Here is a 14,013-nt window from a genome sequence, read left to right on the forward strand (position 1 = left end):
CCCGACCCTGCCACCTGCCCGGGGCGGTCGCCAGGTACCGCTGCCGCGCGACCGCCCGCTGCGGTAGGACTGGGGGGTGACCACGCTCACCGAGGGCGGCAACGCGCCCCTGTCCGGGACGTCCCTGCGGGTGCGCGTCGAGGGGCCCGTCGACGTCACCGCGCTCGTCGTGAACCCCGACGGCAAGGTCGGCGGGGACGCCGACATGGTGTTCTTCAACCAGCCGTCCGCGCCGGGGGTCCGGCTGGAGGGCCGGGCGCTCGCCGTCGACCTCGCCGCGCTGCGGCCGGGGGCCGACAAGGTCGTGGTGGTGGCGAGCCCGGAGACCGAGGGCGCCACGTTCGCCGGGACGGGCGTGCGCCTGGCGCTGGACCACGGCGGGGAGGCCGTGGAGTTCTCCCCGGCGCGGCTGGGGTCGGAGACCGTCGTGGTGCTCGCCGAGATCTACCAGCGCGCCGGGGCGTGGAAGGTGCGGGCCGTCGGGCAGGGGTACGACAACGGCCTCGGCGGGCTCGCCACCGACTTCGGGGTCAGCGTCGACGAGGAACCCCCGTCGCCGTCGCCGTCGCCGTCGCCGGCGGCTCCGGCGACGCCCGCGGTGTCGTTCACCAAGGGCGAGGACAAGCTGCCCCCCGCCATGCGCGAGAAGCTGAACCTGCGCAAGCAGCAGGTCGCGCTGGTGCTGACCAAGCACGGGGCGCCGGGCCTGCGGTGCCGGGTGGTGCTGGTCCTCGACGTGTCCGGCAGCACCGGCGGGCTGTACCGCAAGGGGGTGTTCAGCCGCGCGGTCGAGCGGGTCGTCCCCGTCGCGGCGCAGGTCGACGACGGTGCCGAGATGCAGGCGTGGGCGATGGGGTCGCGGGCCGAGCGCCTGGACGACGTCACCGTCGGGGACCTGCCGCGGTGGCTGGAGCAGTACACGGCCCAGCGGTACTCCGGGGCCGGGGGCGCGAACAACGAGAAGGCCGTCATCGAGGACGTCGCCCGGTACGTCGAGCGCGAACCGCTGGACATCCCCACCCTCGTGCTGTTCTTCCACGACGGCGGGGTGACCGACAACCGGGGCACCGAGAAGGCGTTGCGCGCCGTGGAGGACCAGCCGGTGTTCTGGCAGTTCATCGGCATCGGCCGCAGCAACTACGGGATCCTGGAGAGGCTGGACACCCTCGACGGGCGCCGCTGCGACAACACGGGTTTCTTCGCGCTGGACGACCTGGACGCGGTCGGCGACGAGGACCTGTACGACCGGATCCTGCGGGAGTTCCCGCGCTGGATGCGGTCGTACTACCCGGCGGGGGCGCCCGCGCTGCGCGGTCTGGGCTGAGGTGCGGGCCGGTCAGCCCGCGGTGACGGCGCGCTGGATGGCGCACGTCTCGCGGTAGACCGCGACGACGTCGGCGTCCTGGCCGGCCTCGCGCCGCGCGGCCCAGTCGTCGAGGGCCGCGCGCAACCCCGCGCCGAGCGTCTCGGCGATGACGCGGGTCCGCAGGTCGACGTCGGCGGCGCCGGTGGCGGCGGCGATCCGGTGGAAGAACGCCCGGGACTGCTCGACGTCCAGGCGCAGCAGGGCGCTGCGCAGCCCGGCGTCCTCGATGACCAGGCACCGCACCCGCAGCATCCGGTCGATCGAGCCCAGTTCGGCGGCCATCTCGCCCAGGACGTCCGCGATGACGTCCTGGAGGTCGGCCAGGGAGGCGCCGCGGTCGACGAAGGACTCGAGGCGGGCGGCGACGGCGACGTCGAAGGCGCGGCAGGCACCGAGGGCGGCGTCCTCCTTCGTCGCGAAGTAGCGGAAGAACGTGCGGGGGGAGACCCCGGCGGCGGTGGCGATGTCGTCGACCGTGGTGCGCTCGGACCCGTTGCGCGCGAACAGTTCCAGCGCGACGTGCTCGATCTCGGCCTGCGTGGCGAGGCGGCGGCGCTCGCGCAGGTCCGGTCCGGGGGTCGCGGTGGTCACGGGAATGAGGATAACCAGTGTCGAGTTGGCAGTGACTGCCACTAGGGTCGTGACCGTCATCACCACGAGGAGTCCCCACGCATGTCAACGAACGAGGACGCGACCCTGGAACCCGTCGCGCCCGCCGCGTCCGTCGCCCCACCCACCACCCCGCCCGCCGACCGGGACCGGCTCGCGCCCGGTGACGCGACCGTCATCGGCCTGCTGCTCGTCTCCGCCTTCGTCGTCATCCTCAACGAGACGATCATGGGCGTGGCGCTGCCGCGCCTCATGGCCGACCTCGGCATCACGGCCGCCACCGGCCAGTGGCTGACGACGGGCTTCATGCTCACCATGGCCGTCGTCATCCCCGCCACCGGTTTCATCATGGAACGGTTCCGGTTGCGGCAGGTCTTCATCGCCGCGATGGGCCTGTTCAGCCTCGGCACCGCGATCGCCGCGGCCGCCCCCGGGTTCGAGCTGCTGCTCGTCGGCCGCGTCGTGCAGGCCAGCGGCACCGCCGTGATGATGCCGCTGCTCATGACGACGGCCCTGACCCTCGTCCCCGCCGCCAGCCGCGGCAAGACGATGGGCATGATCTCGGTCGTCATCTCCGTCGCCCCGGCCATCGGGCCGACGATCTCCGGGATCATCCTGAACTCGCTGTCCTGGCGGTGGATGTTCATCATCGTGCTGCCCATCGCGCTGATCGCCCTGGGCCTGGGGACGTGGAAGGTGCGCAACCTCACCACCCCCCGGAACGCGCGGCTCGACGTCTTCTCCCTGCTGCTGTCGGCCGTCGGTTTCGGCGGGCTGATCTACGGCCTGTCCAGCATCGGCGAGTCCGCCGGCGGGCACGCCCCCGTGGCGCCGTGGGTCCCGGTGACCGTCGGGGTGCTCTCGCTCGCCGCGTTCGTGCGGCGGCAGCTCCGGCTGACCGCGACGACCGGGCCGCTCATGGACCTGCGCGTCTTCGCGAACCGCTCCTTCACCGTGTCGACCATCGTCCTGGTGACGAGCTTCATGGGCCTGTTCGGCACCCTCATCACGCTGCCGATCTTCCTGCAGACGGTGCTGCAGCTCGGCTCGCTGGAGACCGGTCTGCTGCTGCTGCCCGGCGGTGCCGCGATGGGTGTGCTGTCGCCGGTCGTGGGCCGGTTGTTCGACCGGTTCGGTCCCCGGCCGCTGGTGATCCCCGGCGCGGTCGTCGTCAGCGGCGCGCTGTGGCTGCTGTCGACCCTGCACCCGGGCACCCCGACCGGGATGATCGTCCTGGTCCACACCCTGGTCAGCGTCGGCCTGGCGTTCATGTTCACGCCGCTGTTCACCTCCGCGCTCGGTTCGCTGCGCGCCGAGCTGTACCCGCACGGCTCGGCGACCGTCGGCACCGTGCAGCAGCTCGCCGGTGCGGCCGGCACCGCCCTGTTCGTCACGGTGCTGTCCACGACGTCGGCCGACCGGCTGGCCGAGGGGGCGTCCGCGCTGGACGCGGTCGCCGACGGCACGCAGCACGCGTTCGTGTGGGGCGGGATCATCTCCCTCGTCGCGCTGGCGCTGTCGCTGCTCGTGCGGCGCCCGCCGCTGGTCCCGGGGCCGCGCACCCCGGTGCACTGAGGTCCGCACCGACGTCACGGTCCTGGACGGCCGGTCCCCGCACGGGGGCCGGCCGTTCGGCGTTCCCGCCCTCCGCGGGCCGGGCTCAGCCGCGGACGGGCGCGACGTCCCCGGCGAAGAGGCCGTCCGGGTCGACCGCGAGCCGGACGCGCTCGACCCGGGCTCGGGTGGACGCGTCGTAGGTGCGTTGCGGCTGCCGGGAGGAGTCGACGAAGTTCGGCGACGTCCACCCGGTCAGGTGGGGCCGCAGGACCGAGCGGGCGGCCTGCAGGTCCGCGCTGGTCCGGGCCGCGGTGGCGGGGTCGCTCAGGCCGACGGCGTAGTAGTGCAGGGGGGCGCTGAAGTGGTCCAGCGCCCCGCCGCCGGGTGCGGGAGCGCCCAGGGCGCCCCCGAGCTGGCGCAGTTCGAGGGCCAGCAGGCTCGGCGCGGCAGCGGCCAGCGCGGCCCAGCCGGCCTCGTCCAGCTCGTGGACCAGTGCGCTGTCGGAGGAGAAGGCCACCGGCCGCGGCGGGTCCAGGTGCACGTGGGGCAGCGTCCCCGGTCCGGCCGGCGCCCAGGTGTCCAGGCGCGGTGCGGCGAGGGCGCGCAGCGGGGCGAGCAGTTCCCGGGCGGTGTCCCGGGCGGCGGGCACGTCGGCCTCGTCGGTGGCGGTGACCGCCCCGTCCAGGGCGAGCACCCGCCGGCCGGCCAGGGCCGGGGGCACGCCGGGCAGCGGGGGCAGGGACAGCAGGCGCAGGCTGGTGGTGATCTGCGGTGGGGCGGTGCGCGCCCAGGCCTGCCAGACGGGCGCCAGGCGTGCGGCGTCGGCGGCGTCCCAGACGGCCATGCCGGTGACGACGGCGTGCATGGGCACGAGGTCGATCTCGGCCTCGACGACGACGCCGAAACCGCCGCCGCCGCCGCGCAGGGCCCAGAACAGCTCGGGGCGCTCGGTGGCGCTGGCCACGACGACCTGCCCGTCGGCCAGGACGACGGTCAGCGAGCGCAGGGAGTTCGCGGCCAGGCCGAAGCGGCGGCCGTAGAAGCTGATGCCGCCGCCGAGCAGGTAGCCGATGACGCCGACGGTGGGGGAGGAGCCGTGCAGGGCGGTCAGCCCGTGGGGCAGCACCTCGGGCAGGACCTGGCCCCAGGTCGCGCCGGCCGGGACGCGGGCGGTGCGGTTCCGCGGGTCGACGCGCACGGGGGCGTCCAGGAGCGTGCGCAGCAGCAGTGAGCCGGCCAGCGGGCTGGTGGGCGGGCCGGTGCGTCCCACGGCGTGGCCGGTGGTGCTGACCCGCAGCGGCGTGCCGGCCCGGTGGGCCGCGGTGACGGCGCGGACGACGTCGTCGACCGTGCGGGCGGTGAACGCCCCGGCCGGCTCGACGGGTACGGCGAGCTGGTAGGTGGCGGTCGCCTCGGCGTACCCGGCGGTGCCCGGGGGGCCGAAGGGGGCGGGGGTCGCGACCGGGTCCGCGACCGGGTTGGTGGGAGGCGCGGGCGACGTGGTCGGGGTGCTCGTCATGGAAACTCCTGCGGAGGGGTTCGTGAGGTCCGCGCCGCGGGCCTCGCGGCGGCGGCGGCCGGGGAGCCGGCGCCGGACGCGCCGGTGGTCCGGGTGCGGCGTCTCAGGGTGCGAGCCGGTCGCGGTGGGCGGTGAGGAAACCGGTCAGGTCCGACCACCGGGGGTTCACCGCGTGCGCGAGTCCCAGGTCGCGGCGCCCGTTGTAGGAGTCGGGGAACTCGGCGTAGTACTGGAACATGTTGCCCAGCTCCTGCGCGCCGGGGAACCCGAACCCGCGGAACTGCTCGGGCGTCAGCGGCCGGTAGGCCACCGGCTCACCGAGCACGGCGGTGAACGCCGCGGCCATCTGCTCACCGGTCAGGACGTCGCTGACGACCGGGACGGTGGCGCCGATGGTCGTGCCGGGCTGCTGGAACACCCGCAGCGCCACCCGGCCGATGTCGTCGGAGGCGACGCCGGCGACGGGCGCCGTGCCCACGGGCAGGTGCAGGGCCAGGGTCCCGTCCTCGTCGCGCTGCGGTGCGAGGTCGCCGAGCAGCTGGTCCCAGTAGAAGGACATCAGCAGGTAGGTCACCGGCAGCCCGGAGGCGGCGAACAGGGCGTCGGCGGCGCCGCCCTTGACGTCGAAGTGGGGCACCCGGTACTCCTCGGCCCGACCACCGCCCTGCTCCCCGTCCGGTTCCCCGTCTGTCTCCTCGCGGAGGAACGGCATGCGCTCGTCGTCGGCGGGGATGACCTGGCGGGTGTCCTCCAGCGTGGACCACAGCACGTGCTGCAGCTGCGCGGACCGGGCGGCGCCGATGAGGTTCCGCACCTCGGCCAGTTCGCGGGCGGGGGAGCGGTGCTCCCAGAAGGGGGTGACCAGGAACGCGCCGTGCGCTCCGGCGAAGGCCGCGCGCAGGCTGTCCCGGTCGTCCAGGCGGGCCTCGACCACCTCGGCGCCGAGTTCGGTGAGGGCCTTCGCCCTGGGGGAGGTCGCGTCCCGGGTGACGGCGCGGACGGCGAACCCGCCGTCGGTCAGCAGGGCTCGGGTCACGGCGCCGCCCTGGGTGCCGGTGGCGCCGATGACGGTGACGAGTGGCTGGTCGGGCACGGGTGTTCTCCGTTCGGTGGGGCCGGCGCGGGGTTCCCGCGCCGGTGCGGCGGTGCGCTGGGCCGACGTGCCCGTCCGGTGCCGGGCACGTCGACGGAGGAGGTGCGGGTCTCACCCGACCAGGACGACGACCTTGCCCGGGATGCGTCCGGCGGCGGCTTCGGCGTGCAGGGCGGGGAGTTCGGTCAGCGGGATGCGGCGGGTCACCTCGACCCGCAGGTCGCCGTCGTCGACCAGGGACACCAGTTCGCCGAGGCGGTCGCGGTCGGGCCGGACGAACACGGTGGCGGCGGTGACGCCGCGGCTCTCGTCACTGGGGGTGGCCATGAACGCGGTGGTGCTGACGACCTTGCCGCCGTCGCGGACCAGGGCGACCAGGGCGGCGAACCGGTCGGGGTCGACGGGGGCGAGGTTGAGCAGCACGTCCACCGGTTCGTCGACGGCGGCGAGCAGGTCGGTGGCGGTGTGGTCGACGACCTCGTCGGCGCCGGCGGCGCGGACGTCGTCGATGCTGCGGGGGCTGGCGGTGGCCACGACGTGCACCCCGGCCCGGTGGGCCAGCGCGACGGCGTACTTGCCGACCACGCCCCCGGCGCCGTTGATCAGCACGCGCTGGTCCTTCTGCAGGTCGCCGTCGTCGAAGAGGGCCTGCCAGGCGGTCAGCGCCACCGACGGCAGGGCCGCGGCGTCGGGCAGGGGGATGCTCGTGGGGGCCGCGACCAGCGCTTCGGCCGGGGCGAGCACGAACTCGGCCGCACCGCCGTCGCGTTCCATCGGCAGGAACCCGATGACCGCGTCCCCGACCTGCAGACCGCTGACGCCGTCGCCGAGCGCGTCGACGGTGCCGGAGACGTCGTAGCCGGGGACGTGCGGCAGCACGACCGGGATGGGCAGGAACCCCGCGCGCATGCCGTTGTCGGCGGCGTTGAAGGCGGAGGCCGCCACCCGCACCCGCACCTGCCCGGCCGCCGGGGTGGGCACGTCGAGGTCCTCGTACCGCAGGACCTCGGGGCCGCCGACCTCGTGGAAACGCACTGCCTTCATGGCTGAACCTGCTCTCGTGGTGTGTCGTCGTCTGGGGACGTCACCAACGTCGCAGGTCCGGGCGCGTTCATCCTGGGCCGGATCGGCCCACCTTCACGACGGCCTGCTCGTCGGCGGCGCCGACCAGTTCCGCCAGCCGGTCCGCGTCGCGCGAGCCCGGCGCGGCGGTCATCATGACCGCGGCCAGGTCGTCACCGGGGATCGCGATGAGGTTGCCGACGAGGGTGACCGAGTCGCCGTCGGACTGGGTGATCGTCGCGCTGCTCTCGTAGGCCCCGACCGGCCGCGGCGCGCGCCACAGCGCGTCGAACCGGCCGCTGCGGCTGCGCAGGTCGTCCACCATCGCGGCCAGGGCGGAGTCGGCGGGGTAGCGCAGCAGGGAGCTCCGCAGCTGGGTCACGAGCACCGCCTCGTGGTCGTCGGCGTCGCCCGCGGACTGCTTGAAGGCCTCGAACGGGTCGCAGAAGGTGCGCCAGGCGACGTTCCACTCCCAGCGCCCCCCGGTGAGGGTCCAGTGCTCCAGGGCCGTGAACGCGCTGTTGACCGCGACGACGTTCATCGCCGCGTCGGTGACGATCATCGGGGTGTCGGAGAACCGTTCCAGCAGTCGCGTCGCGCCCGGGCCGAGGTCGGTGGGGACGTGTCCCTCCGCGGCCGCGTACCCGGCCAGCGCGCAGAGCCGCTCGTAGTCGGCCCGCTCGACCCGCAGGGCCCGGGCGATGGCGTTGACCACCGCGGCCGAGGGGTGGCTGCGGCCCTGCTCGAGCCGGCGGACGTAGTCCGCGGACATCCCTGCGAGCTCGCCGAGCTCCTCGCGCCGCAGTCCGCGCACCCGTCGCCGGCCCGCGGCCAGCCCGACGGTCGCGGGGGCCGTGCTCTCGCGCAGGTGGCGCACTGCCGAGCCGAACTCGTGGGGTTGCACGGCGCCAGTCTGCCCGGACGGCCCCCGGCCCGGAAGGCTCGGACGCCCGTCGCGGGCCGGGGCTCAGTCCCGCGGCGAGGGGCGGGCGGCCTGGCTGCGGCACCCGGCGAGGAGGCGGGCGACCATCTGCCGGGCCTCGTCCCCGCCGTAGCCCGGCCCGGGGATCGACAGGTTCCCCACGGCGCGCAGCAGCGTCAACGCGGTGACCTGCGGGTCGACCTCCCCGGCGTCCTGACCGGCCCGGAGCAGGGACGCGCAGGCCGGCACCAGCTCGTCCAGGACGAGGGCGTGCAGGTTCGCCAGGCCCGGGTCGTCCGAGAGCAGCGCTTCGCCGAGGCCGTGCTTGGTGACCAGGAAGTCCACGAAGGCCGCCACCCACCGCTCCAGCGCCTCGAACGCGGGGATCGGCTGCTCGCGCAACGACGCCGCCAGGTCGGTGCACTCGCGCACCTGGTGGCGGTACACGGCGGCGACCAGGTCGGCGCGGGTGGGGAAGTGGCGGTAGACCGTGCCCACCCCCACCCCGGCGCGTTCGGCGACGTCCCGCACCGGGGCCTGCACGCCGTGCTCGACGAACGCGGCGGCGGCGGCGGTCAGCAGCGCCTCACGGCTGCGCTGCGCGCCGGCCCGGCGTGCTCCGGTGGTGGGCACACGGACTCCCTTGCTCGCGGAACGATGTTCCGCTACTTTGGCGGAACGATGCTCCGCCAGTCTGGCAGAGCCGTCCCCCTCCTCGAAGGACACCCCGTGTCTGAAACCCCCGCCCGCCGGCTCCTCGCGGTCAAACCCATCACCGTCCCCACCGCCGGCCACCCCGTCGAGAGAGGCGTCGACCTGCAGGTCAAGGTCACCGCACCCGTCGACGGCCAGGACCTGCCCGTCATCGTCTTCTCCCACGGCAACGCCTGGTCCATGGACGGCTACGAACCCCTCGTGGACCGCTGGGCCGCCGCCGGGTTCGTCGTCGTCCAGCCCACCCACCTGGACTCCCGCCGCCACCGCATCGGCTTCGACGACCCCCGCTTCCCCACCGTCTGGCGGGTGCGCATCGCCGACCTGCACGCCGTCCTGGACCACCTCGGCGCCGTCCTCGACCACGTCCCCGGTCTGCCCGCCCGCGTCGACGCGGCACGCGTCGCCGTCGTCGGGCACTCCTGGGGAGGGCAGACCGCCGGAGCCCTCCTCGGGGCCCGCGTCCTGGACGCCGACGGCACCCCCGGCGAGGACTTCACCCACCCGGCGGTGCGGGCGGGCGCGCTCATCGCGACCACCGGCACCGGGGACTCCCTGACCCCGTTCGCGCGGGAGCACCTGCCCTTCATGCGCCCGGACTACTCCACCCTGACCACCCCCACCCTGGTCGTCGCCGGCGGCGAGGACCGGTCGGCGATGTCCACCCGCGGACCGGACTGGTTCACCGACGCCTACACCCTCAGCCCCGCCCCCCAGCGGCTGCTCACCATCACCGACGGCGAGCACACCCTCGGCGGCCTCGCCGGTGAAGCCGTGGCGGAGACCAGCGACGAGGACCCCGCCCGCGTCGCCCTCGTCGCCGACGCCGTGGCCGCCCACCTCCTCGACGTCCTCGACGGTGACGCCACCGCCTGGCGGGAACTGCAGGACCGGGCCGCGGCCGGTTCCGGGGCGTTCAGCGTCGAGAGCAAGTAGCCCCGACGCGGCCGGGCTCGGCTCTCCACGTCGAGCCCGGCCACGGGTCGTCGCCGGACGGTCACCGGTCGGACGCGGATCACCCGACCCGCCGGTCCGGGGGTGGCGCTTCCCCGTCGCCGGGTTCCACGTGAGCGGACGTGCCCGACGTCCCGGGGGCGCCGCCGACGTCGCGCTCATTCCGGTGTCGCGCCGTCCACGGAGGGGCGGTGTGCGGCGTTCCGACACCTCCCGAACCGCGCGAGGTGTGGGAACGCAACGCACCAGCCCTTGCGCGACGTTCTCACGAGCCGTCCTGCCGACCGCACGGTCATCCCGCTGGCCAGGACGTCGGCTCGGACCAGCAACCCCTGGTCAGTCCCGCCAGACGGTGAAGCGGCGGCCTCCCAGGAGCGACCTCGCGCGAGAGGTGACCTCCACCGCGCAGGCGACGCCACTCGGCGGCAGTCGCCACTGGGCCATCGCCGACGGGGCCGGGGGTATCCGTACCCGGTGGCTCTTCGGCGCTGGGATCGAGAAGAGGTGCTCGTCGTCCTGGTGCGGGAGTCGATCGCACGCGATGGGGGTCGCCTCGTCGATGTGCCAGCCGGGCAGGGGTGCCGAGCAGCGCGCCGACTCCCCTCGCCGTCTTCGCGGTCCCCAACCAGCCACCGGTCGACGGTGACAGCCCGGAGCCCACCAGCGGACGTGATGAACGCGGCGCACTGTCCTTCGACCTCGCGGTCACCCCGCGGTGCGAGCGCGACCACGGCCGGCAGCGGCCTCGCCGTTGCGCCGATGTCCAGGCGTCGCCTGAGTACGAGAACCACCTGCCTGACGTGGGGCGAGCAGGTGGCCGCTGCAGCGGCTGATCCGCTGAGGTGGGCAGCCCAGCCCGCGAGGAGGATCGGGGACGTCGATTCCCGCCTGCGCGTCGGAGCACGGATCACCACTGGGTCCGGACCTGCCGATGAGCGAGGTACCGGACGCGGTGGTGCCCCAGGCCGCAGCTGCTGACTTCGGTGTCAGCGGGATCTCGTCCCGTCAGCCAGCAGAGCCGCCAGCTCACGGACCGCTGCTTCCGGCTCCCACACGACGAACTCGACGACCTCGCCGTCAAGAGGGACCACGCCCATCCTGCGCTTCCACGTCCCGATGCGGCGCCGCCCCTCGACCAGCTCGGCACCGCGGAGCTGCGACCGGTCCCACGACTCAGCGCGCAGGCCGATCAGCGACTCCCCGCTGTTCGGCTGGAACAGCAGCCGACGGTCGGTGAGGTTCAACGTCCCACCCCGCGCGATACCGCGTCGCAGCCAGTTCGCGTGCCAGGTGCGCAGGACCCGCTCGCCAGGCCCCAACCTCGGGCGGAGGAGGAAGATCCGAGGGCGCACCCCTGCACCCTTCCACGCCCGCGCCTCGGACCATGACCTCGCGCACCAGCGCACGGTCATCCCGCGTCGTGCGCTGTCTCCGCGGCCCGCGGCGCAGGACGGGCACAGCCGAACGGGTCAGAACAAGCGGCGCGCACCGGGCAACGTCCGCGATCATCACCCCATGCCGGTGGACCAGACCCTGACCAAGGTCGCCGCCGACCTGGCCGCCGGCCGCACCACCCTGGCCCGCCAACGCCTGCGCGGCCTGGTCGCCTCCTTCCCCGACCGCCTGGACCTGCGCGAACAACTCGCCCACACCTACCGGCACGACGGGGACCTGGCCCAAGCCGGGCGCTGGTCCTACCTCAGCCCCGACCGTGACGAGCGTGAGGTGGCCGCCTTCGAGCGCACCTACCGCGGCCCCTTCGCGCAGATGAAAGCCCTGGCCTGGCGCACCGGCGAGGACAGCGCCGGCCCGCAGGCCGCCGCACGCCTGCGGGGGCTGCGCGAGCAGGCCGAGGAACTGGCCGGCGCTGCCGTCTCCTGGCAGCACCCGCACCCCCCACCGCCACCGGTGACGTGGGGCGGCCGCATCGCCGGCTGGGTCGGCGTGGTGCTGGTCGTGGTGCTGACCGGCCTGGTGCTGGCCGGGCTGGGCTGGCTGGCCGTCACCGGCGCCCGACTGGTGTGGGGACGGGTGAGCTGAACGCGCTCACCCGTTCCCAGCATCACCACAGCACAGGCTGCGGGCCAGGGGCATCCCGCGTCGTGCGCGCTGCCGCTGGCCGCCGACGACGTCGCGGTCCTGCCGAGAAGCGGATGGTCAGTCCACCTGGTTCAGCGTCCCTCAGACCACTCCGCGAAGCCCTGCGTGAACTGGCCGTCGCGGTAGCACTCCTGCCGCCAGCGCACCTGTCCGGCCACGAACTCAGCCGGTGACAGTTCCAGCAGCCGGCTCTGCCCGTAGCCCGGGTCCAGCAACGGCCCGCGCACAGCCTCAACCGCGGCGGCGGCGCCCCGGTCGGCCGGGCCGTACTCGTCGTCCTTGATCCCCAGGTGGTAGCTCGACAGGGCGTCCAGCTGCAGCAGCGCCTCCTCCGCCACCCCCCACCGGGCCAACACCCCCGCCAGGAACCCGCGGGGGCCGCCCATCGACACACCCCACAACGCGTCCAGGCGGGACACCGACACCTCGCCCAGACGGGCCGGCGCCGGGTACCGGTGCACGTCAGCCAGGACCGCCTCGCGTGAAGGCGGCACGGGCTCCCACCGCGGCGCCGGTTCTTCCTCCTCGTCCTCCTCCTGCACAGTGCCGCTGAAGTCACCGGCGACACCGACGACACCGGCGTCGCCGGCTCCGAGGTCCACGGCGGGATCGGTGTCATCGCCCTCGCCGGGTCGCCGGAGAGCAGCCTCCACCCAGCGCGCCACGTCCTCCTCGGACGGCTCGTCCTCCTCCGGGAACGACCCGTCGCGAGGTTCGCGTCCTGGACCGGGCATCAGCTGCCACTCCAGGCACCCCGACACGCTCACCGGCCTGAAGCAGTCGAGCAGGCCGCCGCGCTCCAAGACGCCGGCGGTCTCGGACAGCATCTCCTCGACGCTGTCCCACCACCGGCCGTCCTGGTCACCGAGCACGCTGATGCACCCCGACCAGGGACCGGGCCGGGTGTCGACGTAGAGGACACCGCCGTCGAGGTTCACCGCGATCGGGACGAAGGAGGGCAAGAACCCCGGCGGGACCATCCCCGCAGGCTGCGCCGCCGCTTCCTGCAGGTTCTGGGCGTCGTCGGGTTCGGCGTAGGGCGACCGCAGCGCGTGGACCTGCCTCTGCAGCAGGGCGCGGTGTTCTTGAGCCACGCCGTCCAGGGGCAGCGGCATCCAGGGCCCCAGCAGCAGGCTGTAGGGGTAGTCCTGGCAGCCGTCGTGCTGCTGGTACCAGCGCCGCAGCTGCTCTGGCCACACGCAGCCCGTGGCCGCCTCGGCCGCGGCCAGGGCCTCAGGTCCAGCAGGTGGACGCAGAGACCGGACAGCTTCAGGGGCGTGCTGCTGACACCAGGTGACGATCCGCGACCAGGACTCTGTGACCACCGCGGCAGCTTGCCAGTCGCTCAGCCCTCTGAGGGCACTCCAGGCACAGCCTCCAGCAACCGCGACCGCGCGGTCATCCCGCGGCTGAGGGGCACTCGCGTCATCGGCCTCGCAGGGCCAGGTGCAGCCGCAAGGCGTCGTCGAGGGCGTCCAACGCCTCGAACGACAACCGCCCCAGCGCCGGTCCCAGCCGGTCCACCGAGACGGCGCGGACCTGCTCGGCCTGGGCCTTGGAGTCGACGTGCAGGCCGGTGTCCTGGGCGGTGAGCAGGACCTGGAAGGGGAACACCCGGGCGGTGTTGCTGGTCACCGGGACCACGGTGACCACGCCCCGGCCCAGGCGTTCGGCGGCCGCGTTGGCCCGGTCGTTGCTGACCACGACCGCGGGCCGGCGCTTGTTCGCCTCACTGCCCCGGACGGGATCGAAGTCGACCAGGCGAACTTCCCCGCGTCGCATCAGCGCAGTCCGTCACCCGTGGCGTCTTCCCACACCTCACGCTCCCCGGAATCGTCCCAGTCCTTCCAGGCGGCGGCGTAGTCCTGCTCCAGCTGCTGGTGGGTCAGGGCTCGGATGGCTCGCTGCACCGCTGCGGACCGGGACGGCAGCCCGGCCTCGCGGACGTGTTCATCGAGGGCGGCGACGTCGGCCTCGGAGAGACTGATGCTGAGCTTCACACATCGATGCTACCCAGGTAGTACCGGTGTGCCACCATCCGGTCGTCCCGCGCTCAGTGCACGATCGAGGCCAGCCGCGTGAGGTGAGACCCGGCAGATGGAGCCAACGCCGGCACC

General features: G+C 74.2%; 14 protein-coding genes. 4 read left to right on the forward strand and 10 right to left on the reverse strand.

What is annotated here, in order from left to right:
• Positions 1–76 precede the first annotated feature (76 nt).
• Positions 77–1,324, forward strand: coding sequence for a VWA domain-containing protein (locus ACRYRX_RS05085; protein ID WP_432510738.1), 1,248 nt, complete (start codon positions 77–79; stop codon positions 1,322–1,324).
• A gap of 12 nt (positions 1,325–1,336) precedes the next feature.
• Here the strand turns inward: ACRYRX_RS05085 and ACRYRX_RS05090 are convergent, their stop codons facing one another.
• Positions 1,337–1,957 (reverse strand): TetR/AcrR family transcriptional regulator, encoded by a 621-nt coding sequence (locus tag ACRYRX_RS05090; protein ID WP_432510739.1) that lies wholly within the window; start codon positions 1,955–1,957, stop codon positions 1,337–1,339.
• Positions 1,958–2,038: 81 nt separating this feature from the next.
• Here ACRYRX_RS05090 and ACRYRX_RS05095 point away from each other — a divergent pair, with 81 nt between their 5' ends.
• Positions 2,039–3,550, forward strand: a complete 1,512-nt coding sequence (locus ACRYRX_RS05095; RefSeq protein ID WP_432510740.1) for an MDR family MFS transporter — start codon at positions 2,039–2,041, stop codon at positions 3,548–3,550.
• Positions 3,551–3,635: 85 nt separating this feature from the next.
• Here the strand turns inward: ACRYRX_RS05095 and ACRYRX_RS05100 are convergent, their stop codons facing one another.
• The 5 genes from ACRYRX_RS05100 to ACRYRX_RS05120 form a co-directional block, all read right to left on the reverse strand.
• Entirely contained in the window at positions 3,636–5,051 is a 1,416-nt protein-coding gene (locus tag ACRYRX_RS05100) for an FAD-binding oxidoreductase (RefSeq protein ID WP_432510741.1), read from the reverse strand.
• Positions 5,052–5,154: 103 nt separating this feature from the next.
• Positions 5,155–6,144, reverse strand: coding sequence for an NmrA/HSCARG family protein (locus ACRYRX_RS05105; RefSeq protein ID WP_432510742.1), 990 nt, complete (start codon positions 6,142–6,144; stop codon positions 5,155–5,157).
• A gap of 111 nt (positions 6,145–6,255) precedes the next feature.
• On the reverse strand, positions 6,256–7,188 hold the full coding sequence (locus tag ACRYRX_RS05110; protein WP_432510744.1) for an NADP-dependent oxidoreductase: 933 nt from the start codon (positions 7,186–7,188) through the stop codon (positions 6,256–6,258).
• A gap of 67 nt (positions 7,189–7,255) precedes the next feature.
• Positions 7,256–8,110, reverse strand: coding sequence for an MmyB family transcriptional regulator (locus ACRYRX_RS05115; RefSeq protein ID WP_432510745.1), 855 nt, complete (start codon positions 8,108–8,110; stop codon positions 7,256–7,258).
• Between the two features lie 63 nt (positions 8,111–8,173).
• Entirely contained in the window at positions 8,174–8,761 is a 588-nt protein-coding gene (locus ACRYRX_RS05120) for a TetR/AcrR family transcriptional regulator (protein WP_432510746.1), read from the reverse strand.
• Positions 8,762–8,809: 48 nt separating this feature from the next.
• Between ACRYRX_RS05120 and ACRYRX_RS05125 the strand changes: the two genes are divergently transcribed.
• Positions 8,810–9,778, forward strand: coding sequence for an alpha/beta hydrolase family protein (locus ACRYRX_RS05125; protein ID WP_432510747.1), 969 nt, complete (start codon positions 8,810–8,812; stop codon positions 9,776–9,778).
• A gap of 1,004 nt (positions 9,779–10,782) precedes the next feature.
• Here the strand turns inward: ACRYRX_RS05125 and ACRYRX_RS05130 are convergent.
• Positions 10,783–11,040, reverse strand: a complete 258-nt coding sequence (locus tag ACRYRX_RS05130; protein WP_432510748.1) for a hypothetical protein — start codon at positions 11,038–11,040, stop codon at positions 10,783–10,785.
• A 271-nt stretch (positions 11,041–11,311) separates the two neighbouring features.
• On the opposite strand from ACRYRX_RS05130, the gene ACRYRX_RS05135 reads away from it, so the two are divergent.
• Positions 11,312–11,836: a DUF6584 family protein gene (locus tag ACRYRX_RS05135; protein ID WP_432510749.1), complete on the forward strand. Its 525-nt coding sequence runs from the start codon at positions 11,312–11,314 to the stop codon at positions 11,834–11,836.
• A gap of 131 nt (positions 11,837–11,967) precedes the next feature.
• On the opposite strand, the gene ACRYRX_RS05140 is transcribed toward ACRYRX_RS05135, so the two are convergent.
• The 3 genes from ACRYRX_RS05140 to ACRYRX_RS05150 form a co-directional block, all read right to left on the reverse strand.
• Positions 11,968–13,221, reverse strand: a complete 1,254-nt coding sequence (locus ACRYRX_RS05140) for an SMI1/KNR4 family protein (RefSeq protein WP_432510750.1) — start codon at positions 13,219–13,221, stop codon at positions 11,968–11,970.
• A gap of 100 nt (positions 13,222–13,321) precedes the next feature.
• Complete coding sequence (locus ACRYRX_RS05145) at positions 13,322–13,681, reverse strand: type II toxin-antitoxin system PemK/MazF family toxin (protein WP_432510873.1); 360 nt, start codon at positions 13,679–13,681, stop codon at positions 13,322–13,324.
• Positions 13,678–13,896 carry a ribbon-helix-helix domain-containing protein gene (locus ACRYRX_RS05150; protein WP_432510751.1) on the reverse strand — a complete coding sequence of 73 codons (219 nt, stop codon included), beginning with the start codon at positions 13,894–13,896 and terminating at the stop codon, positions 13,678–13,680. Before ACRYRX_RS05150 ends, ACRYRX_RS05145 begins: the two co-directional genes overlap by 4 nt.
• Between the last annotated feature and the right edge of the window lie 117 nt (positions 13,897–14,013).

The sequence above is a fragment of the Kineococcus lubricus genome, assembly GCF_050871965.1.
Lineage (GTDB): Bacteria > Actinomycetota > Actinomycetes > Actinomycetales > Kineococcaceae > Kineococcus.